The sequence below is a fragment of the Bacillus sp. L_1B0_5 genome, assembly GCF_000836715.1.
Classification (GTDB): Bacteria; Bacillota; Bacilli; order Bacillales; family Bacillaceae_G; genus Bacillus_A; species Bacillus_A thuringiensis_S.
In genome coordinates, this window is record NZ_JXIS01000097.1 from 16,640 (window position 1) to 42,825 (window position 26,186).

The following is a 26,186-nucleotide window of genomic DNA, read 5'->3' on the forward strand; positions in this document are numbered from 1 at the left end:
CAAGTATGTTTGGAGGTGAAAATATGGCGAATGTAGTAGAGCCTACTTTAACAGAGGGTTTAGTACAAACGTTGCGTAAAGAGTGTATTGTGATGATAGCAACGACAGATTTTGAAAAACAAGTTCCTAACGTAAGTGCTATTTCTTGGGTGTATGCAGTGAGCAAAACTAGTATTCGATTTGCAGTAGATCAACGGTCACGTATTGTGGAAAATATAAGGCATAATACAGGGGTAGTATTGACTATAATGGCGAATGAATCCGTATTTTCCATAAGTGGTGCAGGTGAAATTTTGACAGATAGAATGGAAGGTATTTCTTTGAAATTAACTGTAATAGAAGTTAATGTGCAAGAAGTACGTGATGTTATGTTTTATGGAGCGAAACTTGCAATTGAACCAACATATGAAAAAACATACGATCTTCGGGCGGCGAAAAAGTTGGATAACGAAGTGCTAGTAGGAATAAGAGAATTATAAATGTGCTAAATAAGAAATTCGTTTATTCACTTTTGTAATCGGTTATTGTGATTTAACGTTAATAATTATAATAAAAAGTAATATATTGAACAGAAATGAATAAAGAATAAATAAAAGGTTTAATGACTATGATTTTCGATTCTACCTCGTTTACACGGTACATATAATTATAACAATGGTTCGTCCATATTTTATGGATGAAACCCTTGTTCTACAAATTTAAAAGTGGAGTCAGGGGGTAACAGGTTGGATAAAATTTATGTGTTAGATACGAATGTACTTTTGCAGGATCCTTTATCTATTTTTTCATTTGAAACCAATGAAGTAGTGATTCCAGCAGTTGTATTAGAAGAGGTTGATTCGAAAAAACGTTATATGGATGAAGTAGGACGAAATGCTCGTTATGTATCTAAGTTAATAGATAAATTTCGTGAAATAGGAAAGCTGCATGAAAGTATCCCGCTAGAAAATGGCGGAACATTTCGTATTGAATTAAACCATCGTTCATTTGTGCAACTACAAGATATTTTTGTAGAAAAAACAAATGATAATCGAATTTTAGCTGTAGCAAAAAATCTATCTTTAGAAGAACAGGAAAAAGAGGACGGGAAGTCTGTTATTTTAGTAAGTAAAGATGTACTCGTAAGGGTAAAAGCTGATGCAATTGGTTTGAAGGCTGAAGATTATTTAAGTGATCGCGTAATTGAAGTAGAAAATATATATTCTGGCTTTTTAGAAGGATATATATCAAAAGAACAATTGGATTATTTTTATGAGAAAGGTGAATTGCCTCTATCTGAAATTGCGAATCACCCTTTTTACCCAAATCAATTTGTAGTAATGAAAGATGCATTAGGGGGCTCTAGTTCTGCGCTTGGCATTGTGGATCACTTAGGTAAGAAGGTAAAGAAACTTATTTTTCACAATGAACAAGTGTGGGGGATACGACCGCGAAACGTGCAGCAAATTATGGGGTTAGAATTGTTGCTTCGTGAAGATATTCCGCTTGTAACGTTAACGGGGAAAGCCGGCACAGGAAAAACGTTACTTGCGTTAGCTTCGGGACTCATGCAAACGGAAGACTTAGGGTTATATAAAAAATTACTCGTTGCAAGGCCAATTGTTCCAGTCGGAAAAGATATCGGTTATTTACCAGGAGAAAAAGAAGAAAAGTTAAGACCATGGATGCAGCCAATTTTTGATAACCTAGAGTATTTATTTAATACAAAAAAGCCAGGAGAGTTAGATGCTATTTTAGCTGGAATGGGTTCGATTGAAGTAGAAGCCCTTACTTATATACGCGGGAGAAGTATTCCAGATCAGTTCATTATCATTGACGAAGCACAAAATTTAACAAAGCATGAAGTAAAAACGATACTAACTAGGGTAGGGGAAAAGAGTAAGATTGTATTGATGGGAGATCCTCAGCAAATTGATCACCCATATTTAGATGAATATAATAATGGCTTAACGTATGTTGTAGAGAAGTTTAAAGAACAGCGTATTAGTGGTCATGTGAAGTTTGTTAAAGGGGAGCGATCTAATTTAGCTCAACTAGCAGCAGATTTATTGTAAAAAGGAGTGAGCTTAAGCTCACTCCTTTTCTTTAAATAATTGTAAATTGACGGATGTTACGGATTGGATTTTGTTGATTAGATCCATCATTGAAATAGAGATGAACAGGCCCATCTTCTTTTAATGGTTTTCCTTCTTTTGAAAAGCCTAGTATAGCATTTTTGACAGTTTCTAATGGAAGTGTCATTGTATGATCTACCGTTTCAATTTCAACTTGCGTAGCGTCTTCTAAAATTTCAGCGTTAGCAAGGAATGGATGAAATGGTATACCAAATGTTCCAGTAATCAGCTGTTCTTTTTTATATTTCTTTACACTTTGTTGTATTGGCGGGAAGGCAGCACCATCACGAATTTCACGATCCCAATGCTCTGAAGTGTTTTTTAAATAAGTTTCTAGTTCAGACGTGTTTTCTCTAGTTTCATCAAAGTAAGTTGTCAAATCTACTTTTCGATCATCAAAGATCCAAACAGTTGGATCAATAGTGATTGGAAAACGTACTTTTCCGTTAATAAATAAAATTTCGCTCATTGTTGTTCCCCCATTTGTGTTATACTCCCACTTTTCAGTATAATAGCATTAGACACTATTGTCACAAAAAATGTTTCTATTGCAATTTATTAAAACTATCGCTAATATTAATAGATAGGATAGAGGAGAGTAGGACGGAAACGGAGGGAATCAATTTGGCGTCTGAGACAGTAGCAAATCATCAGGAAAAGGCACTAGCCCTTCTACAAGCGGATGCAGAGAAGATTTTAAGACTTATTAAGGTGCAAATGGACCATCTTACAATGCCGCAATGTCCATTATATGAAGAAGTGTTAGACACACAAATGTTTGGACTATCCCGCGAGGTCGATTTTGCAGTTCGCCTTGGTCTTATTGCAGAAGAACAAGGGAAAGCAATGTTAGGTGAGCTCGAACGTGAGTTATCTGCACTTCATGAAGCGTTTACAAACAAACAACAATAACGGGTTCAAATAAGGGGGCTCAAACTAAATTAGTTTGAGCTTTTTATTTGTATAATAAAGCAGGAAGAATCAATGTACATATGGAATACAACAATAATTAAATTGAAACAGAAAGAGGAAATGAAATGAAAAAAGTATGGAAATCAATGGATTATTCATTGTTACTTCCTCTTGTTATCTTATGTGTGCTGGGAGTTATAATGGTATATAGTTCGAGTTCCATTGTTGCGATTTCGAGGCATAACTGGCCAGCAAATTACTTTTTTAAAAAACAATTAATAACTTTAGCTATTGGAACGGTATTGTTAGCAATTGTGGCTTCATTACCTTATAAGTTTTGGAGGAAACGAATAATTTTATCGGCAATGGGGCTAGGAAGTATTGCTTTACTAGCAGCAGCCTTGATTTTTGGTAAGGAAATAAATGGTGCAAAAGGTTGGATATTAGGTATACAGCCGGCTGAATTTGTTAAATTATCAATTATTATTATATTAGCTCGCTTTTTTGCAAGAAGACAAGAGACAAATACACCTGTTTTTAAAGGATCGGGACTTACACTTGGTTTTGTTGGAATGGCAATGTTTTTAATTTTAAAGCAAAATGATTTAGGTACCGATTTGTTAATTGCAGGAACAGTCGGGATTATGTTTCTTTGTTCAGGGGTACGGATTAACTTATGGATTAAACGAATTGTTTTAACTTCTATAGTATGGATTCCGGCGCTATATTTTCTGGCTAATTATAAATTAAGTGGTTACCAAAAGGCACGTTTTTCAGTTTTCCTTGATCCATTCAATGATCCTCAGAATGATGGATTCCAATTGGTAAATTCTTTTATTGGAATTGCTTCAGGAGGGTTAAATGGTCGGGGATTAGGAAATAGTGTGCAAAAATATGGATATTTACCAGAACCGCAAACAGATTTTATTATGGCTATTATATCTGAAGAGTTAGGTTTTATTGGTGTAGCTATTATTTTAATTTGCTTGCTACTTATTATTATTCGTTCATTCAGGATTGCTCAAAAATGTAAAGATCCGTTTGGAAGTTTAATTGCAATCGGAATTGCAAGTTTAATGGGAGTGCAAACTTTTGTTAATGTTGGTGGTATGTCTGGATTAATACCGCTTACGGGAGTACCTTTACCGTTTATTAGTTATGGCGGGAGTTCCTTAATAGCTAATCTACTTGCGATGGGAATACTACTTAATATTGCTAGTCATGTAAAACGAGAAGAAAAACAACAGAATGGTGTAATAAAAGAAAGAGAACAAAATGGACCACATCTTGTAGTTGTAAAATAAAAAACACATCGTGCTTTAGAGCATGATGTGTTTTTTATTTTCAAGTAGTTTTAAATATGATGTATTAATTTCTTTTTCAGTTAAAAGATATATCACATTTGGTTAAATGTGATATACAATTAAGTTGTTAGAAAAGGAAGAGGTATGCTATACTATTTTTGTGAAACAAATTGTACAGAAAACTTATCATTTGTTAAAAAATAAGGTATGATGGATAAAAATAAAGTGAAGCTTTCTAGGTATAATATAATGTGGAAAGTGAAGAACTTCACGCTTTTTAAGGTGTGTATATATTTTATCTCTAGAGTGGTAGGAAAGTAGAGGGGGAAAATCATGACAAAGCTGCAACGTATTCAAAAAGTATTGGTAGCTAACCGTGGAGAGATTGCAATTCGTGTGTTTCGAGCTTGTTCGGAACTTGGATTAAAAACAGTTGCAATCTATTCTAAAGAGGATAGTGGTTCTTATCATCGCTATAAAGCCGATGAGTCCTATTTAGTTGGGGAAGGAAAAAAACCAATTGATGCTTATCTAGATATTGAAGGCATTATTGAGATTGCAAAAAGTAATCATGTAGATGCAATCCACCCTGGATATGGTTTCTTGTCAGAAAATATTCAATTCGCGAAACGTTGTGAAGAAGAAGGGATTATCTTTATCGGTCCGAAAAGCAAGCATTTAGATATGTTTGGAGATAAAGTGAAAGCAAGAACACAAGCGCAGCTAGCACAAATTCCAGTTATACCTGGTAGTGACGGTCCAGTAAATTCATTAGAAGAAGTCGAAAAATTTGCTGAAAAGTATGATTACCCGATTATTATTAAAGCATCTCTTGGTGGTGGCGGTCGTGGTATGCGTATTGTGCGTACTAGTGAGGAATTAGGAGAATCATATAATCGAGCGAAATCAGAAGCGAAAGCAGCCTTTGGTAATGATGAAGTTTACGTCGAAAAATTCGTTGAAAAACCTAAACATATAGAAGTACAAATTTTAGCAGATGAAGAAGGCAATGTTGTCCATTTATACGAGCGTGACTGTTCTGTACAACGTCGTCATCAAAAAGTTGTAGAAATAGCACCGAGTGTATCACTTTCAGATGATCTGCGTCAGCGTATTTGTGATGCTGCTGTGAAGTTAACGAAAAATGTAAACTATTTAAATGCAGGAACAGTAGAATTCCTTGTAAAAGATGATGAGTTTTACTTTATTGAAGTAAATCCACGTGTTCAAGTAGAACATACGATTACAGAGATGATTACAGGAGTCGATATCGTTCAATCACAAATTTTAATAGCTGATGGACATGCATTACATAGTAAAATAGTAGGTGTTCCGAAGCAAGAGGAAGTAGTTGTGCATGGATTTGCAATCCAATCTCGTGTAACAACTGAAGACCCACTAAATAATTTTATGCCGGATACAGGAAAAATTATGGCGTATCGATCAGGCGGTGGTTTTGGTGTGCGTCTTGATACAGGAAATAGCTTCCAAGGTGCAGTTATTACACCATACTACGATTCTTTACTTGTAAAAGTTACAACTTGGGCACTTACTTTTGAGCAAGCTGCTGCAAAAATGGAACGTAACTTAAAAGAATTCCGTATTCGTGGTATTAAAACAAATATTCCATTCCTAGAGAATGTAGTAAAACATAAAAACTTCTTATCAGGAGAATATGATACTTCGTTTATTGATGTGTCACCTGAACTATTCTTGTTCCCGAAACGTAAAGACCGCGGAACGAAAATGTTAAATTATATTGGTTCAGTAACAGTAAATGGCTTCCCAGGAGTAGGGAAAAAAGAAAAGCCAATATTCCCAGATGCTCGTATTCCATGTTTAAAACATTCAGAGCCAATCCAAAATGGAACGAAACAAATTTTGGACGAGCGTGGAGCAGATGGATTAGTAAAATGGGTACAGGATCAAAACCGTGTACTTTTAACGGATACAACATTCCGTGATGCACATCAGTCATTACTTGCAACTCGTATTCGTACAAAAGATTTACATCAAATTGCAGAGCCAACAGCGAGAATGTTACCAAACCTATTCTCAGCTGAAATGTGGGGCGGTGCAACGTTTGATGTCGCGTATCGTTTCTTAAAAGAAGATCCATGGGAACGATTACTAGATCTTCGTGAAAAAATGCCGAACGTTTTATTCCAAATGTTACTACGTTCGTCAAACGCAGTTGGCTACAAAAACTATCCAGATAATTTAATTCAAAAATTTGTGGAGTGTTCTGCTCAAGCAGGCATTGATGTGTTCCGTATTTTTGATAGTTTAAACTGGGTAGAAGGTATGAGAGTTGCAATTGATGCTGTACGAGATACTGGTAAAATTGCAGAAGCAACAATGTGCTACACAGGAGATATTCATGATCCATTACGTAGTAAATATGATTTGAATTATTATAAAAACTTAGCAAAAGAGTTGGAAGCATCGGGAGCTCACATTTTAGGTATTAAAGATATGGCTGGCTTACTAAAACCAAACGCAGCATATGATTTAGTTTCAGCATTAAAAGAGACGGTATCGATTCCGATTCACCTGCATACGCACGATACGAGTGGAAATGGTATATTAACGTATACGAAGGCAATTGAAGCAGGTGTTGATATTGTCGATGTAGCAGTGAGTTCTATGGCTGGTCAAACGTCACAACCGAGTGCGAACACATTATTCTATGCACTAGGTGGAAATGAAAGACAACCAGATGTTAATATCGATTCTTTAGAAAAGCTATCTCATTATTGGGAAGATGTACGCAAATACTATGCACCGTTTGAAAGTGGTATGAATGCACCTCACACAGAGGTATATATGCATGAAATGCCAGGTGGACAGTATAGTAATCTTCAGCAACAAGCGAAGGCGGTTGGTTTAGGAGATCGCTTTGATGAAGTGAAAGTAATGTACCGTCGTGTGAATGACATGTTTGGAGATATTGTAAAAGTAACACCGTCATCAAAAGTTGTTGGCGATATGGCATTATTTATGGTTCAAAACCATCTGACAGAACAAGATGTTTTAGAGCGTGGACATGCTTTGGACTTCCCTGGATCTGTTGTTGAAATGTTCGCTGGTGATTTAGGTCAACCGTACGGTGGTTTCCCGAAAGAATTGCAAAAGATTATTTTAAAAGGGAAAGAGCCGTTAACAGTAAGACCAGGTGAACTACTAGAGCCAGTAGATTTCGACGCGTTAAAAGAAGAATTATTCCATAAACTTGGACGCGAAGTAACAATTTTTGATGTAGTTGCATATGCATTATATCCAAAAGTATTTATGGACTATGAAAAAGTTGCTGAGCTTTATGGAAATGTATCTGTACTTGATACACCGACATTCTTCTATGGTATGAGACTAGGTGAAGAAATTGATGTGGAAATTGAACAAGGTAAGACATTGATGGTTAAACTTGTATCAATTGGAGAACCACAGCCGGATGGAAATCGTGTCCTTTACTTGGAATTTAATGGTCAACCACGTGAAATTATCGTGAAAGACGAGAGTGTGAAAGCAACAGTTGCACAACGTGTGAAAGGAAACCGTGAAAATCCAAATCACATTAGTGCAACAATGCCAGGAACGGTAATTAAAGTAGTTGTAAAAGAAGGCGATGAAGTGAAAAAAGGCGATTCTATGGCAATTACAGAAGCGATGAAAATGGAAACGACAGTTCAAGCGCCGTTCAATGGTAAAGTGAAGAAAGTATATGTTAACGATGGTGATGCAATTCAAACGGGTGATTTACTTATTGAATTAGATCACTAAAATAAAAAAAGAGCTGTGTAAATACAGCTCTTTTCTTTATTGCAAAAAATCCCTTGCCGAATTGGCAAGGGATTTTAGTTTTAAATTATTTTGTTTGTTTAGAAGTTGATTCGGCTTCTTTTGCATTCACTTTACTTCTTGTTCCTAACATAACTAAATAGCATAGTACGGCAAACAAGCAAGAAATGAATAGAGAATGTAACAATGCCATTGCTAAACTAGCGTTTGTAAATACAACTAAAATTCCTACTACAGCTTGAAGTGTAACAAGGATAAATGAAATGATCCATCCCCAATATACTACAGGTTGCTGTTTGTAATGACGAATAGCGAGAATCATCGCGTAAAGTATCCAAGCGAAAATTAACATTGCTGCAACTCTATGGCCCATTTGAACCCACTCATGTAGTTGAGTTGGCATAGGTCTGTTTTTGCTACATAAAGGAAAGTCTGGACAGGCTAAGCTAGCTCGTTCGTGACGTACTAAAGCGCCTGTGTAGACGACGATATAACTGTAAATTGTTACACCATAAATATGAAATTTCATTTTTTTGTCCATAATAAGTGAACGTGCATCAAATTTTTGGTCAATTTCAAAGATAAGACACGTTAATAAAATGACAGAAGCGAATGAAATTAAGGAAATACCGAAATGGATAGCAAGTACAGCTGGCATTTGTCCCCAAACAACTGCTGCTGCTCCCATTAATGCTTGTGCAACTAAAAATACGAAGGATAAAATTGCTAACGTTTTTGTTTCACGCACATGTTTATAATATTTCCAGGATAAAATACAAAGGAGAGTGACAAGAATTCCAGCTGATCCTGATGTTAATCGGTGGCTAAGTTCAATAATAGTTTCCATTGATAAATTAGATGGAACAAATTCACCGTTACAAAGTGGCCATGATTTACCACACCCTTGACCAGAACCTGTTTTTGTAACTAAAGCGCCTCCTAATAAAACTATTAATAAATCAAGGCTTGTAATGACTGCTAACCATTTAATAAAGCGTTGCAATCTCTTTCACCATCTTTCTGCTATGAAGTTATTGCGAAATATTTTCATTCCATTATGTATAGAATAAAACGCGCTAGTTCCTATGATATATAAAAAATAATAAAATAGCAAAGAAATGGAGGGGGAAGACAAGGGAGAGAAAATAGGTGTGAAAACAGGGTTCGTAAGGAAAAAATTAGGTGAAAAATAGGCTATTTTGAAAAGAAATGGGGAGAATACGTGTTAAATAGGAGAAAATAGTTTATTATAGAATGTAACATCATGTTATGATAAGGACAAGTCAGAATGAAGTTTTTTATATTCGACACAAAAAGTTCATGTTTTCTTCACAAAATGTTCGGGAAATATGATTTAATATATTGGAGTATGGGCGTAGATTAGTAGTAGAATGGGTTAACAATGTTTCTACTGTAATAATATTGCTATATAGAAGCGAATTATTTCATTTGAAATAGGCGCAAAAAGAAAGATGAAAGTTTTAAGAGGGGGTTAGAGTGATGAACCATGCAACAAGTGAGCTGCATGATGAGTCCGCTGTTACAAGTGTACCGGAAACAACTCGGTTACAAGATTTATCAGCACTCGTTAAAATGGGGATTGTAAACTCAAATACACTTACTGTATTTACAGGATTTTGGTTGGCGTTACACTTTAATGGATTAAGTGTGATGGACAATCTGGATAAGCTATTTTTTACAATCGTTGGTTCTGGATTAATTATGGCGGGGGTATGTTGTTTAAATAACTACATCGATAGAGACATCGATCCGTTAATGGAAAGAACAAAGACTCGTCCAACGGTTACTGGAAAGTATAAACCAGGATTTGCACTTACATTTGGACTAGTTATATTACTTCTTGGATTTGTATTCTTATTATTAACAACACCAATGGCAGTTTTAATGGGATTTATTGGTGCTTTCACATATGTTGTCCTATATACTTTATGGACAAAGAGAAAGTATACACTAAATACTGTTGTAGGTAGTATATCTGGAGCAGTTCCACCTTTAATTGGATGGGCAGCAATCGATCCATCTTTAGGTCATCCAATTGCTTGGATGTTATTTTTAATTATGTTTATTTGGCAAATCCCACATTTCCTTGCATTAGCGATGAAACGTGTTGATGAATATCGAAATGCAGGAATTCCAATGCTTCCTGTAGTTCATGGATTTGAAATTACGAAACGCCAAATTATGATTTGGACAGTATGTTTATTACCACTACCATTTTATATGAGTGGACTAGGGATAACATTTATGGTAATTGCAACACTGCTTAACATCGGATGGATCGCTTTAGGATTTTATGGCTTCCGTAAGAAAGATGACATAAAATGGTCCGTGCAAATGTTTGTTTATTCCCTAAATTATTTAACAATCTTATTTGTATCAATGATTGTAGTTACATTCTTCTAAGACAACGACATAATTGGATTTCTTTACGTTGAGATTTACTTTACTTAACTATAAAGTACAATCTAATTCACAAGGAAAGTGGGGGTTGTTTGTATGAAGAAACAGTGGCGACTGCTTTCGTTCGTTTCACTGCTGGCTTTACTGTTAGGGGGATGCGGTAAAGCCTTTCAATCTACTTTAATTCCGCAAGGAGAAGTAGCAAAAATGCAATATGATTTACTTCTACTGGCGAGTGCAATCATGGTAGGAGTAGTACTAGTAGTTACTATTATTTTCTTGTATGTAATTGTGCGTTTCCGACAAAAGAAAGGTCAGGAAGATTATATTCCAGAGCAAGTTGAAGGAAATCACAAGCTAGAAATTATATGGACAGTTATTCCGATTATTCTTTTACTAATCTTAGCTGTTCCAACGGTTACATATACATTCAAACTTGCTGATGTAAGTGCGATGGAGAAAAAGAATATTGATAAAGATACTATCGTTGTTGATGTAACAGCGAATCTTTATTGGTGGGAATTTTCTTATAAATCAGAAAAGATAGTAACTTCGCAAGATTTAGTCATCCCCACAGGTAAGAAAGTGTATTTAAATTTGAAGGGTGCCGATATTAAACACTCATTTTGGGTTCCATCTTTAGCTGGGAAAATGGATACAAATACAGACAATGTGAACAAAATGTGGTTAAAGGCAGATAAATCGGGCACTTATAATGGTTTTTGTACAGAATTTTGCGGCCCATCACATTCTTTAATGCAATTTAAAGTGAAAGCTTTAGATGAAAGCGAGTACAAAAATTGGCTTGCTGATATGAAGAAGATTGATGGGAAGAAAGAAGTAGCTTCAACAAAGGCGCAAGAGGGCCAAGAAATATTTAATAAAAGCTGTATTGGTTGTCACGCAGTTGGATCTAATGATAGTAGACCACCTTCCGCTCGTATCGCACCAAACTTAGCAAACTTTGCGGATCGCGATATGGTTGCCGGTATTGCCGAAAACAATGAAGAAAACTTAAAAAAATGGCTGAAAGATCCTGAAAATATGAAGCCAGGAAACAAAATGACTGGCAAATATGGCAACTTAACGGATGATCAAATTGATGCATTAAATGCATACTTACAAACGTTAAAAGTTGAAAAGTAAAGAGGGATTATTCGCGAAGGGGAGGTTGAAAACGTGAGTTCTGTAGCAAAAAAACAGGGGATGGGTGCTGTCATATGGGATTATTTAACGACAGTAGACCATAAAAAGATTGCCATTCTCTATTTAATTGCAGGTGGATTGTTTTTTGTAATAGGCGGAATAGAAGCTCTATTTATTCGCCTTCAATTAGCGATTCCTAACAACGCTTTTCTTGTTGGGGATGCTTATAATCAAGTATTGACGATGCACGGTACAACAATGATTTTCCTCGCAGCTATGCCACTCGTGTTTGCATTTATGAACGCCGCTGTACCACTTCAAATTGGTGCACGTGATGTAGCGTTCCCGTTTTTGAATTCACTCGGATTTTGGTTATTTTTCTTTGGTGGAGTATTTTTAAATTTAAGTTGGTTTTTAGGTGGAGCACCTGATGCAGGATGGACATCTTATGCATCTTTAGCTTTAGCCTCTAAAGGTCATGGTGTTGATTTCTATGTACTCGGTTTGCAAATCTCAGGTATTGGTACATTAATTGGAGGTATTAACTTCCTTGTAACCATTATTAATATGCGTGCGCCAGGAATGACGTATATGCGTATGCCGATGTTTACATGGACGACATTTGTAACATCTTCGCTTATATTATTCGCTTTTCCACCGTTAACTGTAGGATTAGGACTTTTAATGTTAGATCGTTTATTTGGAACAAGTTTCTTTAATCCAGCATTGGGCGGGAATACAATTATATGGGAGCATTTATTCTGGATTTTCGGTCATCCAGAAGTATACATTCTTATACTCCCAGCTTTCGGAATATTCTCAGAAATCTTCGCGACATTTTCGAAAAAACGATTGTTTGGTTATTCATCGATGGTGTTTGCGACTGTATTAATTGGATTTTTAGGATTTATGGTATGGGCGCATCATATGTTTACTGTTGGACTTGGTCCAGTTGCTAATGCTATTTTCTCAGTTGCAACAATGGCGATTGCGGTTCCGACTGGTATCAAAATATTCAACTGGCTCTTTACAATGTGGGGCGGAAATATTCGTTTTACAACATCGATGATGTGGGCAGTAGCTTTCATTCCATCATTCGTCATGGGTGGAGTTACAGGGGTTATGCTAGCATCTGCACCAGCTGATTATCAATTTCATGATAACTATTTCGTAGTAGCACATTTTCATTATGTAATCGTTGGCGGTGTTGTATTTGGTTTACTTGCAGGAGCTCATTATTATTGGCCACTGATGTTTAATAAAGTATTAAATGAAACATTAGGAAAGATAACGTTTTGGCTATTCTTTATCGGTTTCCATTTAACGTTCTTTATTCAGCATTTCCTTGGCTTGATTGGTATGCCACGCCGTTACTACACATATCTTGAAGGGCAAGGGTTGGAAATGGGGAATATGATTAGTTCTATCGGAGCGGTGTTTATGGCTCTTGGGACGATTGTTCTTCTATTCAATGTAATTAAAACGACAGTATCAAAAGAAAAAGCTGGTCGTGATCCGTGGGATGCACGTACATTAGAATGGACGATGCCAGCACCGACACCAGAATATAACTTTAAACAACTACCATTTGTTCGCGGATTAGATCCGTTTTGGATTGAAAAACGTGAAGGTAATAAAGAGATGACAGCAGCGGAACCAGTTGGTGATATTCATATGCCAAATCCTTCGTTTTCACCATTTGTCATTTCTTTCGGATTGTTTATAGCGGCATTTGGTGCAATGTATATGCAGGGCGGAAAAGATAAGTTCTGGTTATTAGTAGCAATTATTGGTTTAATCATTACATTTGGCACAATGTTCCTACGTTCAGTAATCGATGATCATGGATATCATATTCATAAGGAAGATTTAGAGGATAAGGGGGGCAAGGCATAATGCATGTAGATGAAAAATTAACGAATGAAACATTTCCAGCAGAGCCTGAAAAAGCAACCCTTGAGGGGAAAAATAAGTTTGTCGGCTTTTGGTTATTTCTTGGAGGCGAAACAGTGTTGTTCGCTTCCTTGTTTGGCACATATTTAGCGCTAAAGAATTCTACAAATGGTGGACCAACATCTCAAGAGATGTTCCAAATGCCGCTCGTTTTCATTATGACGATGCTTTTATTAACGAGTAGCTTAACGAGTGTATATGCGATGTACCATATGAAAAACTTTAACTTTAAGAAAATGCAACTTTGGTTACTAGTAACTGTATTGCTAGGTTTAGGTTTTTTAGGGTTTGAGATATATGAGTTTTATCATTATACACATGAATTTAAGCATACTATGAGAAGTAGTGCGTTTGGCTCTGCGTTTTATGCTCTTGTTGGTACACATGGACTCCACGTATTGTTTGGATTGTGTTGGATTTTAACATTAATCTTTAGAAATGCGAAGAGAGGTCTAAATTTATACAATGCACCGAAGTTTTATGTTGCATCGATTTATTGGCACTTTATTGACGTAGTTTGGGTGTTTATTTTCACTGTAGTATATTTAATGGGAATGGTGGGATAAACAATGGCGATAAAGCAAACGAATAATCCTAAAGTTGATCTTGTTTATCGGAAGAGAAAAAGTGCGGAGGAAATGAAGCATCAAGTTATTACGTTTGCATTAATGATTTTTTTAACATTAGTTGCATTTGTAGCAGTGGCGTATCCAAAAACTTTTAGTCCGACTTTCTCGGTGCCATTTATTTTACTATTAGCAGTGGTACAAGTGATTTTTCAATTGTATTATTTTATGCATATGAGTCATAAAGGACATGAAGCGGCAAGTTTCTTTCTTTACTCTGGTCTGCTAATAGGGTTAATTACAATTTTAGCTTTTATGACAATCGTGTGGGTTTGAAAAGTGAAAAATAAGGGAGCTTGTGTTGTCACAGCTCCCTCTTCATATTATGGAATAACCTTAAGAAGGTAGGTGTGACAATGAGTAACTTATGGATATTTGGTTTTCAGGCTTTATGGAGTCCAATTTTTTTATTATTTATGCTTTCGATTCTTATTGGGTACTTCTTAATTATTGGGCCTTATAGAATGAGATTTGAAAATGCGACGAAGGTAAGTAAGAAGCAAATTATTTATTTTACGACTGGTATTGTTCTTTTGTATTTTGTAAAGGGAGGGCCTATTGATTTAATTGGCCATATTATATTTAGTGCTCATATGTTTGAAATGGCAGTCATGTATATTGCAGTTCCACCGTTACTGTTGCTTGGTATACCAATTTGGTTATATCGTTACATTACTTCTTTTAAGTTCGTTCAAATTATATTAAAGGTATTTGCTAAACCACTTATTGCATTGTTTGTATTTAACGGCCTGTTTTCTTTTTATCATTTACCAGTTGTTTTTGATACGGTAAAACAAAGTCAAATTGCTCATCCTATTTGTCTCACTATATTGTTTTTTACAGCAATCATGATGTGGTGGCCGATGCTAAATCCGTTACCAGAATATCAAACGTTAAGTGATATAAAGAAACTTGGTTACATGTTTGCTAACGGTATATTATTAACGCCAGCTTGTGCGTTAATAATTTTTGCGACGGCTCCGTTATTCGCAACGTATACGGATCCAGCCGCTTGGATGAAAGCAATGGAACTATGTGTACCGGCGGGCACTTTATCAGATTTAAATATAACTGGACCAGAATTTTTACACTGGATGCCAGTAGTACAAGACCAACAAACTGGTGGTATCATAATGAAAATTGTCCAGGAAATAGTGTACGGTACAATTATAGGCTATGTATTCTTTAGATGGGCACGTAGAGAGCGTGAAAAGGATAAGGAGCAGTTGCAGCAATTACCACCTTATTTGCAGACTAAGTAGAAGAAGTGTATGGGAGATCTCATGCACTTTTTTCTTTTAAATTATAATGAGTATAAAAGATTGAATTTTCTGACCTTTTATGTTAACTTAGTGTAGGCATGTACTAAAAGTGGATATAAAATTTACTACTAGCTTTAAGACGTAATATTTCCATATGTAGTGCAAGTTTTTTAGAGATTTACAACTTTCTCCTGCTATTTGCGGGAGTCGGGCTGTCCGTAAAAGCCTGATTGGTGAAGGTTAATAATCAGTGAGGGATGGACACCCCGCTGATTAAAGTTTCACTTTATAGTGTTTTCTTTAATAAACATAGACTATTTTAAGGGGGAATTTAAATGGGTAGTAGTGGAAGTATGGTAAAGCCGATTAGTGGTTTTTTGACAGCGTTAATTCAATATCCAGTACCAGTAGTAGAGTCACGTGCAGACATTGATAAACAAATTCAACAAATCATAAAAACAATTCATTCGACTAAATCAGGTTACCCTGGATTAGAATTGATAGTATTTCCTGAATATAGCACACAAGGGCTCAATACAAAAAAATGGACTACAGAAGAATTTTTATGTACAGTGCCTGGGCCAGAAACCGACTTATTTGCTGAGGCATGCAAAGAATCTAAAGTATATGGTGTTTTTTCAATAATGGAAAAAAATCCTGATGGTGGAGAACCGTATAATACAGCAGTTATTATTGATCCACAAGGTGAAATGATTTTGAAGTATCGTAAGCTAAATCCTTGGGTGCCAGTCGAGCCTTGGAAAGCTGGAGATTTAGGCTTACCTGTTTGTGATGGACCTGGAGGAAGTAAATTAGCTGTTTGTATTTGTCATGATGGCATGTTCCCTGAAGTAGCTCGTGAAGCGGCCTATAAAGGAGCAAATGTCTTGATCCGTATTTCTGGATATAGCACACAAGTTAGTGAACAATGGATGCTAACCAATCGTTCAAATGCATGGCAAAATTTAATGTATACATTGTCGGTAAACTTAGCGGGTTATGATGGTGTATTTTATTACTTTGGTGAAGGACAAGTATGTAATTTTGATGGGACTACTTTAGTACAGGGGCATCGAAATCCTTGGGAGATTGTGACTGCTGAAGTATATCCGGAACTAGCAGATCAGGCTAGATTAGGATGGGGATTAGAAAATAATATATATAATCTAGGGTCAAGGGGATATGTAGCAACTCCTGGTGGGGTGAAAGAAAATCCATATACGTTTGTAAAAGATTTAGCTGAAGGTAAATATAAGGTTCCTTGGGAGGATGAGATTAAAGTAAAAGATGGATCTATTTATGGATATCCAGTAAAAAAAACGATTCATTCTTAGGGAAGAGAAATAAAACAAGCGCATCATATTGATGCGCTTGTTTTTGTTAATCAATAATTTGAAATTCTTTTAACTCTTTTTCGACATTTTGTAGGAGTTGTTCGCTTTTTTGAAGTACGTTCGTTGGGAAAGTCTCATCATCACCATATTCAACGCCATGAGGATAATAATGTTTTCCTAATAAGGGAGGGAGTAGTTTTACTTCAGCGTGTCTGCTGCCGATATCACCTTCAACAGCAACTCCTTGCACTCGTAAATAATAAACATCTTTTAATATTTCAAATTTATAATCGTATGTAACCCGTTCATAATCCCACTGTCCAGCAAGTACGAAGTGGTTGTTTTCCATGATTTCAGTTAAAAGAGTTAATTCAACGACGGATCCATTAAATTTCGTATTTGTAAATTGCATATAATACCTCCTTTTTTAATGTTACACCATTATTTTTATAATAGTATGAATAATAAGAAAGTGCAATTCATATTGAGAGAAAAGGGATAATCCAGACTTTTTTCACAAAAATATGATATAGTGAAAAGAGTACGGTACACACAAAAAGAAAGAAAATGATTTGTGTATATCTCAATTTTATGTTTTGTTCAGGAGGTATATCGTTTGAAGAAATTATTGCGTATCGTAATGATTACAATTTTAATTTTAGCTGTTGATTTATACGGGAAATTACTCGTTTCACAATATATATTAACGCCATCTCAATCAAAGCAAGAAAATAAAATTGTGAAAAAGAAAAAGCAAATTAAGGAAGACTCCTCAGACACTGTTTTAAATATGATTGGTGAAGACTCTGAAAATTTATTAGCGAAGTGGGGAGAACCCTCTCGAATTGAGCCATCTGCATACGGATATGAATGGTGGGTATACAATCAGGATTTAACTCAGTATGTTCAATTTGGAGTTTCTGAACGTAAAGTTGTAACGGCGTATGCTGCTGGTGAACAAGTTAAGGTTCCGCCTTATTATATAAATGAAAAATATGAAGAAGTATATAAAAAAAGTCCGCTTTCGCATGAAATTTCATTAAAAAGAGGGAAAAATAGTTATCAATTTGAACTATCTGATACTGAAGTCATGGAACAACCGTTAATACCTGTAGAAGATGGATGGGCGCAATTGTATTTTGATCAATTTACACATGAGCTTGTTGGTGTTCGTTATATGGATGATGAAACTTTATTACATCAAAGACCGTATCAGCTCGTTTATTCAGGTGAATTAATAGCGGAACAACCATTGACTCCAGAAAAGATAAAACAAGTAGAAAATGGGAATATGCAACAAATTTTTGATTTAACAAATATCATTCGAAGTCGTCATAAATTACCATTATTAACATGGGATCAGGAAACAGCAGATGTTGCTGTTGGTCACAGTAAAGATATGAAAGACAATAATTATTTTTCTCATGACTCACCTACATTAGGTACGCTAGGAGATCGTTTACAGCGCGGGAAAGTAGGATTTCAACTTGCTGGTGAGAACATAGCGGCGCAACATAGTGATGGAATTGCGGCAGTGCAAGGCTGGTTAAATAGTGAGGGGCATAGAAAGAATTTATTAAATGAACAATTTACAGGATTAGGTGTTGGTGTATACGATAAATTTTATACACAAAATTTTATTCGAAAATAAAGCGAAACTGTAAGCGGTGGGGTGTTACATCACCTAATTAGTTACTTCGTATTCACTGAATTGTAGGTGGGAATCTGACCGTATGCAAATAGCAGAAAAAAAGGTGCATGAATCGTCTAAAAATAGGCGAACCATGCGCCTTTTTTTTCTTACTATATAGTAGATATACATGGAGAGGTGAGGATTATGCCAACAACAAAAGGACCGTTACATCCATCGGTTCAACAGTTTAAAGAATTTGTAAACCATCACCCTAAAATGGTTCATGAGGTTAGAAGTGGTCACAAAACTTGGCAACAATTTTATGAAGAATGGTACTTACTTGGTGAAGAAGATCCAATATGGGCAACTTATAGACCCGATGGAGCGCCTGCGTTTTCTTCGGTAAAAGAAAATAAGAAAGAAAAAGATAATCGAACTGAAGAGGAAAAAACTGCTGATGTGATGGGGCAAATGCTTTCTTTTTTTAAAAAGTTGGACGTGGAACAAATGCAGAACCATTTAGCCAATGTGACGAGTGCTATTGGGAGCGTGCAACAAGTTATTCAGCAATTTCAAGGTAACCGTACGCAGCAAGAACAAAGTACTTCAGAAAATAACCCGTTTTTCTTTCAAAAGGATTAGGGGGAAAGATGATGAGAGCAGAAATTATGGAGTTTATAAAGGCTGATGAGGATTTATCTCGCTATATTAGAGAGCAACCGTACTGGTATAGAAAATTAACGCGAAATCCTGAAGAAAAAGAGGCTTTTGAGTTAGCGGCGATGCAACATTTCAAAAAAACAATACCAGATAAAGTGGAAAAATTTCAAAATCAATTGGCCGTTGCTTCGATCATGATTGATATGTTTCAGTATATGAAGCAACAAAATGCAACCTAATTGGAAGTGAAAAATATGTCCGTCATGCAGAACTTTTGTTACAATAGAGGTTGATTATTTAAAAAGGAGTTGCAGCATGACGGAAATTTGTTTAGTACGACATGGACAAACTGATTGGAACTTTCAAGAAATTATTCAGGGGCGAGAAGATATTCCGCTTAATGAAGTTGGTAAGAAGCAAGCGAGTCAAAGTGCAGCTGCTTTACAAGAAGAAACGTGGGATATTATTATAAGTAGCCCGTTAATTAGAGCGCAAGAAACGGCTAATGAAATCGCAAAGGCAGCTGGATTACAATCGATTTTATTAGATGAGCGATTTGTTGAACGGAATTTTGGAGAAGCTTCAGGGAAGCCAGTTGCGGCTGTTAGAGAGTTGATTGCTGAGGGTAAAGTAGAAGGTATGGAGCAAGATGAAGAGATTGTAGCTCGTTGTTTTGCTGCTTTAGAAGATGTTGCAACAACTCATTTTGGCAAACGTATTATTATTGTTGCTCACTCACACGCGATAAAAGCGATTTTACATGCCATTGAACCAGATGAAATTACATTTAAGACACCATTAAAAAATGCGTGTATTAGTTATGTGAAACAAAATAGTGGGAAATGGGATGTTCTTAAATATAATATAGCGGAACATATTAATGTATAAGTGTGTACGGATATAGTGTGAAAATAGTTTCATTATATCTTTCTTTTGAGTAAGTCACTTCAATTAGTAGTTCTAATCTAAATGTGGTATGATGGATACTCGGAGGTGTCTCTCATGATTGTAGCGACGCTAGAAAGCGTATTAATATTAGATAAGGCAGAGCAGCTTGCAAAAGCGATTATCTGTTCAGATATAGCAGAAGATTATCGTAAGTATTATAGAGAATTACATGAAGATATGGAACTTCAGACGTTAATTCAGCAATTTACAGCGATGAAAGAACGGTATGAGGAAGTACAGCGTTTTGGAAAATACCATCCTGACTATACTACCGTGTCGATGAAAATGAGAGAATTAAAGCGTTCTGTGGACTTACATGATAAGGTTGCAGCTTTTAAAAGAGCAGAAACTGCTTTGCAGAAGTTATTAGACGAAGTTAGTGTAGCAATCGGTTCGGAAGTGTCTTCTTCCATTAAGGTGCCAACAGGAAATCCATTCTTTGATGCTGGTGGCTGTGGTGGAGGTTGTGGTACTGGCGGAGGTTGTGGTTGTAAAAAAACGGGGTGATGTACCCCGTTTTTTAGAAGTTGGAAGAAAACGTATACAGAGTTTGTCCTGTAATGTTATAAATTTCTGATTGGTTTTCATAGAATATAAAATATATGTTTTTAAAAGGAGAAGATGGAGAAGATTATGTTCGGGCAACGACAAAGTATGATTGTTTATTTACATTCATTGAAACATGCCAAGATTTTAAGGAAATATGGTAACATACATTACATATCAAAACGATTAAAATATGCTGTAGTATATTGTGACATGGAACAAATTGAGCATATGATGCATAAGTTGAACAAACTTCCTTTTGTGAAAAAGATAGAACAGTCGTATCGCCCGTATTTAAAAACGGAATTTGAAAATTCCCGTCCTGATCGAGCAAAAGAATACGATTATAGCTAATAGAAAAAATCCCCTGCTAAATTTAGTGGGGGATTTTTCATTTGAAATAAAGTGTTATTTCATCGGAGGAATGAAATTGTTCATTCGTAAAATACCAATTAAATGATTAAAAAATAGTTCTTTTTCTGGGAAAGTTGTAGATGGCTTTACAGTAAAGGTAGCCACTTTTTTCCCGAGTTGCGCTGCCGTTTCTTCAAATAAAACGACACGTTTACTTTTTTTATTTTCAAATACAGGAATGCCTTCACGACATATGTATAATGGTTGGAAATCACCAGTAGTAGTTGGTTTTAATATTACAACAAGCGAACACACTTTTTTATCGTTTTTTATCGTTTCAAATTGTAACATATGTGCTATACGTTCTTGATTTGTTTTGGCAATTTCAAGTAATTCATATAAATCAGAGTAGCCTTCTCCGAGTTCTATAAAGCGTTGAATCATATTTTTTCCTCCTCTTTCTTTTACTGTACCATTTCACTTTTTAAATGAAAAGCACACAAAGAAAAAAAAACCCTGCATAGCAGGGCCCTTCTTATACTAGCATGTACTAGTAAGAAGGCAAAGGGAGAGGAGAAACCGGAGGAAGAACTTATGGGGAAACGTAAGTCTTCTCCGCGGTTGGCAACAACATCGAAGGTGATGTTGTTATAATTATTTATGTCCAATCTAAATGAAGATATACATAATGAAATTAAATTTTATGTAGGGCTTCTTATTTTTCTTTTTTTTATTTTATGATAGGATAAAAAAGATAAAGTGGAACTAATATACATATTGGATTCATATTAGTGAATGATGAGATGAATACATAAAAATAATGAGTGGTTATTTGATGCCGAGTTTTCCTATAGTTAAGTGAATGTGGTTTGTTAACGGTTACCGAAGTGAGAATGGCTTTCTATAATCGCTCGATAGATTGAAATAAAGGTAGTGACAACAGATGAGAGTAGTTTCAGGAAAATGTAAAGGACACCCACTTAAAGCAGTTCCTGGTAATACAACACGTCCAACGACAGATAAAGTAAAAGAATCTATTTTTAATATGATAGGTCCTTATTTTGATGGTGGTATCGCCCTTGATTTATTTGGGGGTAGTGGTGGTCTGGGAATTGAGGCTTTGAGCAGAGGGATCGATAAAGCAATTTTTGTTGATCGGGATAGTAAAGCGATAAAAGTAATTCATCAAAATTTAGAAAGTTGTAGAATACAGGAGCAAGCTGAAGTATATCGAAATGATGCGGAACGTGCAGTAAAGGCGCTTATAAAACGTGAAATGTCATTCGATCTTATATTAATAGATCCACCATATAAAGAGCAAAAAATTGTATCTTTAATTAGTGTAATGGATCAACATGGATTGCTACATAGTGATGGATTAATTATGGCAGAGCATGGTAATGATGTAGTTTTACCTGATTCCATAGGGGGGCTTGCCAAAGTGCGGGCTGAGAATTATGGTATTACAGCGATATCGATTTATAAGTATGAAGGTGAGGGGACGGAATGACAAGTATAGCTATTTCTTCAGGAAGTTTTGATCCAATTACCCTAGGGCATCTGGATATTATTAAAAGGGGAGCAAAAGTATTTGATGAGGTATATGTAGTTGTTTTAAACAATTCATCAAAAAAACCGTTCTTTTCAGTCGAAGAGCGCTTAGAATTAATTCGTGAAGCAACAAAGGATATCCCGAATGTGAAAGTAGATTCACATAGTGGATTATTGGTGGAGTATGCAAAAATGCGTAATGCAAACGCGATATTACGTGGTTTACGAGCGGTATCTGATTTTGAATACGAGATGCAAATCACTTCTATGAATCGAAAATTAGATGAAAACATTGAAACCTTCTTTATTATGACGAACAACCAATATTCATTTTTAAGCTCGAGTATTGTGAAAGAAGTTGCGAGATATGGAGGAAGTGTAGTAGATCTTGTGCCTCCTATTGTAGAGCGTGCTTTAAAAGAAAAGTTTCAAACCCCGTTAAAGTGAACGGGGTTTTTCTTTATACGTGCGAAAAAATAATAAAATAACATATAAATATAGACAAAATAATGTAAAAATTGGTCCGTAATGTATAAAAGATGTCCAAATTTCATGTAGTATAGAAGGATGCTTGGATAAAAATACAGGAATATCTTTTTGCATAGGTGAGAAAGAACTCACTTTCTCATAAAATGGTGTCCAAAATATAAATGTAAAAATAGGGGCAAGAATACTTTGAATAATTCGTGCGAAAAAATAGGGTTTAAATCGGATGTCTGTTTCAGCTAATATGCTAGCAACCTGTGCCTGAATAGAAAGACCGCTAAATGCTAAAATGAAGCTTGTTACCATAGCTTGTTGTAAGAGGGGTGTTTCATTTATTTGACTAATCATTTGGCTTCCGAGTGTCATTTCGAAAATACCTGATAATATAGGCATACTAAAATCTGTACTTAGTTGGAAGAATGATAAAATATGTTGCATAATAAAAGAAAGAGTTGCTGTAATGTGGAATACAGTAATCATTTTATTTAACACAGAGAATAAAATAATAAATCCGCCAATCATAAGTAATGTTTGAATAGAAGAAACAATAGCATCCCCAAGTAATTTTCCGATTGGTCTTTTTTCTTGTAAGCGTGTCTCGTGAAGAATTAAAAAAGGGTTTTGAAAGGGTCGTTTTTTTGTAGTGTGTTTATTATTTTTGTAAGCGGTATTATGGCCGTAAAAACGCATAATTAATCCGACAGCAAAGTTACTTAAATAATGGGCAGCCGCTAATATAATCCCTAATTTCGGATTATTAAAAAAACCGATAGACACAGCACCGAAAATAAAAAGTGGATTAGAAGAATTTGTGAAAGAAACGAGGCGTTCCGCTTCAATCTGAGTTAAAAGATTGCTTTTTCGTAGCCTAGCGCTTAATTTGGCGCCTGCAGGGAAACCTGAAGCCATTCCCATCGCCCAAACGAATCCACCTATCCCTGGAACGCGAAAAAGTGGGCGCATGAGTGGTTCTAATATAACGCCAATAAATTTTACAACACCGATACTAATTAGAAGTTCTGCAATGATGAAAAACGGTAGTAGTGAAGGGAATACAACTTCCCACCATATATTTAACCCGCGAATAGAAGCTTGCAAAGCGGCTTGGGGGTGGAGTACAAGAGAAAAGGTTAAAAATAGCGTTGATATGGTAAGGAAAGCGGTTTTCCATTTTTCATACATGTAAGTAAATCCCCCTTTGTCCCAAAAAACGTTCATTTCAGTATACGTGGATACGTAGTGAATTTAGACCATAAGTATGAAAAAGGAATGAAAAAAATTAAAGGGTGAGAAAAATGAAAGAACCAAAGATTGGTTTAGCACTTGGGTCTGGGGGAGCGAAAGGGTTTGCTCATATCGGTGTAATAAAGGTTTTAAGGGAAGCGGGTATCCCCATTCATATGATTGCAGGAAGTAGTATGGGGGCGCTAATAGGTACGTTTTATGCGGCAAGTAGTAACGTTGAAAGATTGTATAAATTGGCATCTGTTTTTAAGCGGAAGTATTATTTAGATTTCACCGTACCAAAAATGGGATTTATTGCTGGAAAACGTGTCAAAGATATGATTAAAATGTTTACATATAATAAAAATTTAGAAGAGTTAGATATCCCGACGGCTGTTGTGGCTACTGACATATTGAAGGGGGAAAAAGTGGTCTTTACAAGTGGGCCAGTTGCAGATGCGGTGAGGGCTAGTATATCTGTTCCTGGAGTGTTTGTACCAGAAAAAATAGATGGACGATTATTAGTGGATGGTGGAGTTATTGATCGCATCCCGGTATCGGTTGTGAAAGAATTAGGGGCCGATATTGTTATCGCTGTTGATGTGTCTCCAATTAAGGTGAATGGCGATGTTACGTCCATTTATGACGTAATCATGCAAAGTATTGAAATTATGCAGCATGAGCTTGTAATGAATCGGCAAATTGCATCGGATTTAATGATGCGACCAGCTGTAGAGCAATTTAGTTCACGTGCTTTTACAAACATTGAAGACATTATTCGAGTTGGAGAAGTAGAAGCGGAAAAACATATTTCAAATATTTATTTATTAATTGAGCAGTGGAAGGAGAAACATAATGTTTAAGCGTTTTCGGTTTATATATGCAATCTTAATAGGGGTTATATTGGCGATGTTACTTGTTTATGTGCGTTTACCGTATTATGTAACAAAACCAGGAATGGCTGCCAAATTAGAGCCTTACGTTCAAGTTGAGGGTGGAACGAAAGAATCTGGTGATTTTATGCTTGTTACGGTTTCAATGGGACCAGCAAATGTGGTGAATTTAATAGCGGCACAGTTTAATAAATATACACATATTTCAAAAGCGGAAGAAATATTGCAAAAAGGTGAGAGTGATGAAGAATATCAATTTCGCCAAAATTATGCGATGAAAGATTCACAAAATGCAGCAATTTATAATGCATATAAACGTGCGAATCGCTCCGTTTCTTTTGAAAATAAAGGTGTATTAGTTGCTGGTGTGGCAAAGGGAATGCCGTCAGAAGGAAAGCTTAAGCTTGGTGATGTTATTATAGCTGTTGACGGAAAAACATTTGAAAAAACGGAGCAATTTATTGAATATATGACTGGGAAAAAAGAAAGTGATGCTGTAAATATTGAGTACATGAGAAATGGAAAACAATTGAAAGAAAATTTAAATGTAAAGACGATTCCTAATGGAAATGGACGTGTGGGTATAGGTGTTTCTATCGTTACGGAGAGAGAATTAGTAGTCGATCCGAAAGTGAAAATTAATTCTCATGAAATTGGTGGACCATCCGCAGGTTTAATGTTCACATTAGAAATATATAATCAACTTGTGGAAGAAGACTTAACAAAAGGACATGAAATAGCTGGAACAGGTACGATAAATGAAAAAGGAGAAGTTGGTCCGATTGGTGGTATAAATCAAAAAGTGGTGGCTGCTAGCGATGCCGGGGCTGAAGTGTTCTTTGCGCCAAATGAAAAAGGTGCGGAGAAATCGAACTATAAAGATGCGCTTGAGACTGCAAAGGATATTAAAACAAAAATGAAAATTGTACCAGTGGATACGCTGGATGATGCATTAACATATTTAGAAAAGATGGATAAAGAAAAAACCTCTCTGAAATTGAAGTGAACCCGAATAGTGGTA

The 26,186-nt window shown here is 35.8% G+C and carries 27 protein-coding genes; 22 read left to right on the forward strand and 5 right to left on the reverse strand.

Features of this window, described 5'->3' with window-relative positions:
• Positions 1-23: 23 nt before the first annotated feature.
• Together RT27_RS25280 and RT27_RS25285 are read left to right on the forward strand one after the other, a co-directional pair.
• Positions 24-479: a pyridoxamine 5'-phosphate oxidase family protein gene (locus tag RT27_RS25280; protein WP_000024600.1), complete on the forward strand. Its 456-nt coding sequence runs from the start codon at positions 24-26 to the stop codon at positions 477-479.
• Between the two features lie 246 nt (positions 480-725).
• Positions 726-2,054: a PhoH family protein gene (locus tag RT27_RS25285; RefSeq protein WP_000358083.1), complete on the forward strand. Its 1,329-nt coding sequence runs from the start codon at positions 726-728 to the stop codon at positions 2,052-2,054.
• Between the two features lie 31 nt (positions 2,055-2,085).
• Here RT27_RS25285 and RT27_RS25290 read toward each other — a convergent pair whose 3' ends face one another.
• Positions 2,086-2,583, reverse strand: a complete 498-nt coding sequence (locus RT27_RS25290) for a hypothetical protein (RefSeq protein WP_043937979.1) — start codon at positions 2,581-2,583, stop codon at positions 2,086-2,088.
• Between the two features lie 155 nt (positions 2,584-2,738).
• Between RT27_RS25290 and RT27_RS25295 the strand changes: the two genes are divergently transcribed.
• The 3 genes from RT27_RS25295 to pyc all read left to right on the forward strand — a co-directional run bounded on the left by RT27_RS25295 (position 2,739) and on the right by pyc (position 8,110).
• A complete protein-coding gene (locus tag RT27_RS25295; protein WP_000135694.1) occupies positions 2,739-3,026 on the forward strand; it encodes a YlaN family protein in 288 nt (95 codons plus the stop codon).
• Between the two features lie 125 nt (positions 3,027-3,151).
• On the forward strand, positions 3,152-4,330 hold the full coding sequence (locus RT27_RS25300) for an FtsW/RodA/SpoVE family cell cycle protein (RefSeq protein ID WP_016080454.1): 1,179 nt from the start codon (positions 3,152-3,154) through the stop codon (positions 4,328-4,330).
• A 333-nt stretch (positions 4,331-4,663) separates the two neighbouring features.
• Positions 4,664-8,110 carry a pyruvate carboxylase gene (gene pyc, locus RT27_RS25305; RefSeq protein ID WP_043937980.1) on the forward strand — a complete coding sequence of 1,149 codons (3,447 nt, stop codon included), beginning with the start codon at positions 4,664-4,666 and terminating at the stop codon, positions 8,108-8,110.
• An 85-nt stretch (positions 8,111-8,195) separates the two neighbouring features.
• On the opposite strand, the gene ctaA is transcribed toward pyc, so the two are convergent.
• A complete protein-coding gene (gene ctaA / locus RT27_RS25310) occupies positions 8,196-9,131 on the reverse strand; it encodes a heme A synthase (protein WP_016080456.1) in 936 nt (311 codons plus the stop codon).
• Positions 9,132-9,628: 497 nt separating this feature from the next.
• Between ctaA and ctaB the strand changes: the two genes are divergently transcribed.
• From ctaB to RT27_RS25345, 7 genes are all read left to right on the forward strand, one after another.
• Positions 9,629-10,552: a protoheme IX farnesyltransferase gene (gene ctaB / locus RT27_RS25315; RefSeq protein WP_001015060.1), complete on the forward strand. Its 924-nt coding sequence runs from the start codon at positions 9,629-9,631 to the stop codon at positions 10,550-10,552.
• A gap of 93 nt (positions 10,553-10,645) precedes the next feature.
• Positions 10,646-11,695 carry a cytochrome c oxidase subunit II gene (gene coxB, locus RT27_RS25320; RefSeq protein ID WP_000745273.1) on the forward strand — a complete coding sequence of 350 codons (1,050 nt, stop codon included), beginning with the start codon at positions 10,646-10,648 and terminating at the stop codon, positions 11,693-11,695.
• A gap of 60 nt (positions 11,696-11,755) precedes the next feature.
• Positions 11,756-13,591 (forward strand): cytochrome c oxidase subunit I, encoded by a 1,836-nt coding sequence (gene ctaD, locus RT27_RS25325; RefSeq protein ID WP_173927820.1) that lies wholly within the window; start codon positions 11,756-11,758, stop codon positions 13,589-13,591.
• Positions 13,591-14,214 (forward strand): cytochrome c oxidase subunit III, encoded by a 624-nt coding sequence (gene ctaE, locus RT27_RS25330; protein ID WP_000557861.1) that lies wholly within the window; start codon positions 13,591-13,593, stop codon positions 14,212-14,214. Before ctaD ends, ctaE begins: the two co-directional genes overlap by 1 nt.
• Before the next feature lie 3 nt (positions 14,215-14,217).
• Positions 14,218-14,550, forward strand: coding sequence for a cytochrome c oxidase subunit IVB (gene ctaF / locus RT27_RS25335; protein ID WP_016080458.1), 333 nt, complete (start codon positions 14,218-14,220; stop codon positions 14,548-14,550).
• 80 nt (positions 14,551-14,630) lie between these two features.
• Positions 14,631-15,536 carry a cytochrome c oxidase assembly factor CtaG gene (gene ctaG / locus RT27_RS25340; RefSeq protein ID WP_016080459.1) on the forward strand — a complete coding sequence of 302 codons (906 nt, stop codon included), beginning with the start codon at positions 14,631-14,633 and terminating at the stop codon, positions 15,534-15,536.
• Positions 15,537-15,871: 335 nt separating this feature from the next.
• Positions 15,872-16,870 (forward strand): formamidase, encoded by a 999-nt coding sequence (locus RT27_RS25345; protein ID WP_000535802.1) that lies wholly within the window; start codon positions 15,872-15,874, stop codon positions 16,868-16,870.
• Between the two features lie 46 nt (positions 16,871-16,916).
• Here the strand turns inward: RT27_RS25345 and RT27_RS25350 are convergent, their stop codons facing one another.
• The gene (locus RT27_RS25350) at positions 16,917-17,282 is read right to left on the reverse strand and encodes a YugN family protein (RefSeq protein ID WP_016080460.1); all 366 of its coding nucleotides are present in this window, start codon (positions 17,280-17,282) and stop codon (positions 16,917-16,919) included.
• Positions 17,283-17,486: 204 nt separating this feature from the next.
• Between RT27_RS25350 and RT27_RS25355 the strand changes: the two genes are divergently transcribed.
• The 6 genes from RT27_RS25355 to RT27_RS25380 all read left to right on the forward strand — a co-directional run bounded on the left by RT27_RS25355 (position 17,487) and on the right by RT27_RS25380 (position 21,011).
• Positions 17,487-18,521, forward strand: a complete 1,035-nt coding sequence (locus RT27_RS25355) for a CAP domain-containing protein (RefSeq protein WP_029443145.1) — start codon at positions 17,487-17,489, stop codon at positions 18,519-18,521.
• 186 nt (positions 18,522-18,707) lie between these two features.
• Positions 18,708-19,145, forward strand: coding sequence for a YlbD family protein (locus RT27_RS25360; RefSeq protein ID WP_001143346.1), 438 nt, complete (start codon positions 18,708-18,710; stop codon positions 19,143-19,145).
• Between the two features lie 11 nt (positions 19,146-19,156).
• Complete coding sequence (locus RT27_RS25365; protein WP_001200990.1) at positions 19,157-19,402, forward strand: YlbE-like family protein; 246 nt, start codon at positions 19,157-19,159, stop codon at positions 19,400-19,402.
• 76 nt (positions 19,403-19,478) lie between these two features.
• Entirely contained in the window at positions 19,479-20,051 is a 573-nt protein-coding gene (locus RT27_RS25370; RefSeq protein ID WP_029443144.1) for a histidine phosphatase family protein, read from the forward strand.
• A gap of 114 nt (positions 20,052-20,165) precedes the next feature.
• Positions 20,166-20,618 (forward strand): YlbF family regulator, encoded by a 453-nt coding sequence (locus RT27_RS25375; protein WP_000634366.1) that lies wholly within the window; start codon positions 20,166-20,168, stop codon positions 20,616-20,618.
• A gap of 126 nt (positions 20,619-20,744) precedes the next feature.
• Positions 20,745-21,011, forward strand: coding sequence for a YlbG family protein (locus tag RT27_RS25380; RefSeq protein ID WP_002082261.1), 267 nt, complete (start codon positions 20,745-20,747; stop codon positions 21,009-21,011).
• Positions 21,012-21,065: 54 nt separating this feature from the next.
• Here the strand turns inward: RT27_RS25380 and RT27_RS25385 are convergent, their stop codons facing one another.
• Positions 21,066-21,455: a hypothetical protein gene (locus RT27_RS25385; protein ID WP_029443143.1), complete on the reverse strand. Its 390-nt coding sequence runs from the start codon at positions 21,453-21,455 to the stop codon at positions 21,066-21,068.
• 499 nt (positions 21,456-21,954) lie between these two features.
• Between RT27_RS25385 and rsmD the strand changes: the two genes are divergently transcribed.
• Together rsmD and coaD are read left to right on the forward strand one after the other, a co-directional pair.
• Positions 21,955-22,521, forward strand: coding sequence for a 16S rRNA (guanine(966)-N(2))-methyltransferase RsmD (gene rsmD, locus RT27_RS25390; protein WP_016080465.1), 567 nt, complete (start codon positions 21,955-21,957; stop codon positions 22,519-22,521).
• A complete protein-coding gene (coaD, locus tag RT27_RS25395; RefSeq protein ID WP_000200601.1) occupies positions 22,518-23,009 on the forward strand; it encodes a pantetheine-phosphate adenylyltransferase in 492 nt (163 codons plus the stop codon). The genes rsmD and coaD overlap by 4 nt, the downstream gene beginning before the upstream one ends.
• Here the strand turns inward: coaD and ylbJ are convergent.
• Entirely contained in the window at positions 23,001-24,230 is a 1,230-nt protein-coding gene (ylbJ, locus tag RT27_RS25400; RefSeq protein ID WP_016080466.1) for a sporulation integral membrane protein YlbJ, read from the reverse strand. The genes coaD and ylbJ overlap by 9 nt on opposite strands.
• A 113-nt stretch (positions 24,231-24,343) precedes the next feature.
• Here ylbJ and RT27_RS25405 point away from each other — a divergent pair, with 113 nt between their 5' ends.
• Together RT27_RS25405 and RT27_RS25410 are read left to right on the forward strand one after the other, a co-directional pair.
• Complete coding sequence (locus RT27_RS25405) at positions 24,344-25,135, forward strand: patatin-like phospholipase family protein (RefSeq protein WP_000662588.1); 792 nt, start codon at positions 24,344-24,346, stop codon at positions 25,133-25,135.
• Entirely contained in the window at positions 25,128-26,171 is a 1,044-nt protein-coding gene (locus RT27_RS25410; RefSeq protein ID WP_043937982.1) for a SepM family pheromone-processing serine protease, read from the forward strand. Before RT27_RS25405 ends, RT27_RS25410 begins: the two co-directional genes overlap by 8 nt.
• Positions 26,172-26,186 lie beyond the last annotated feature (15 nt).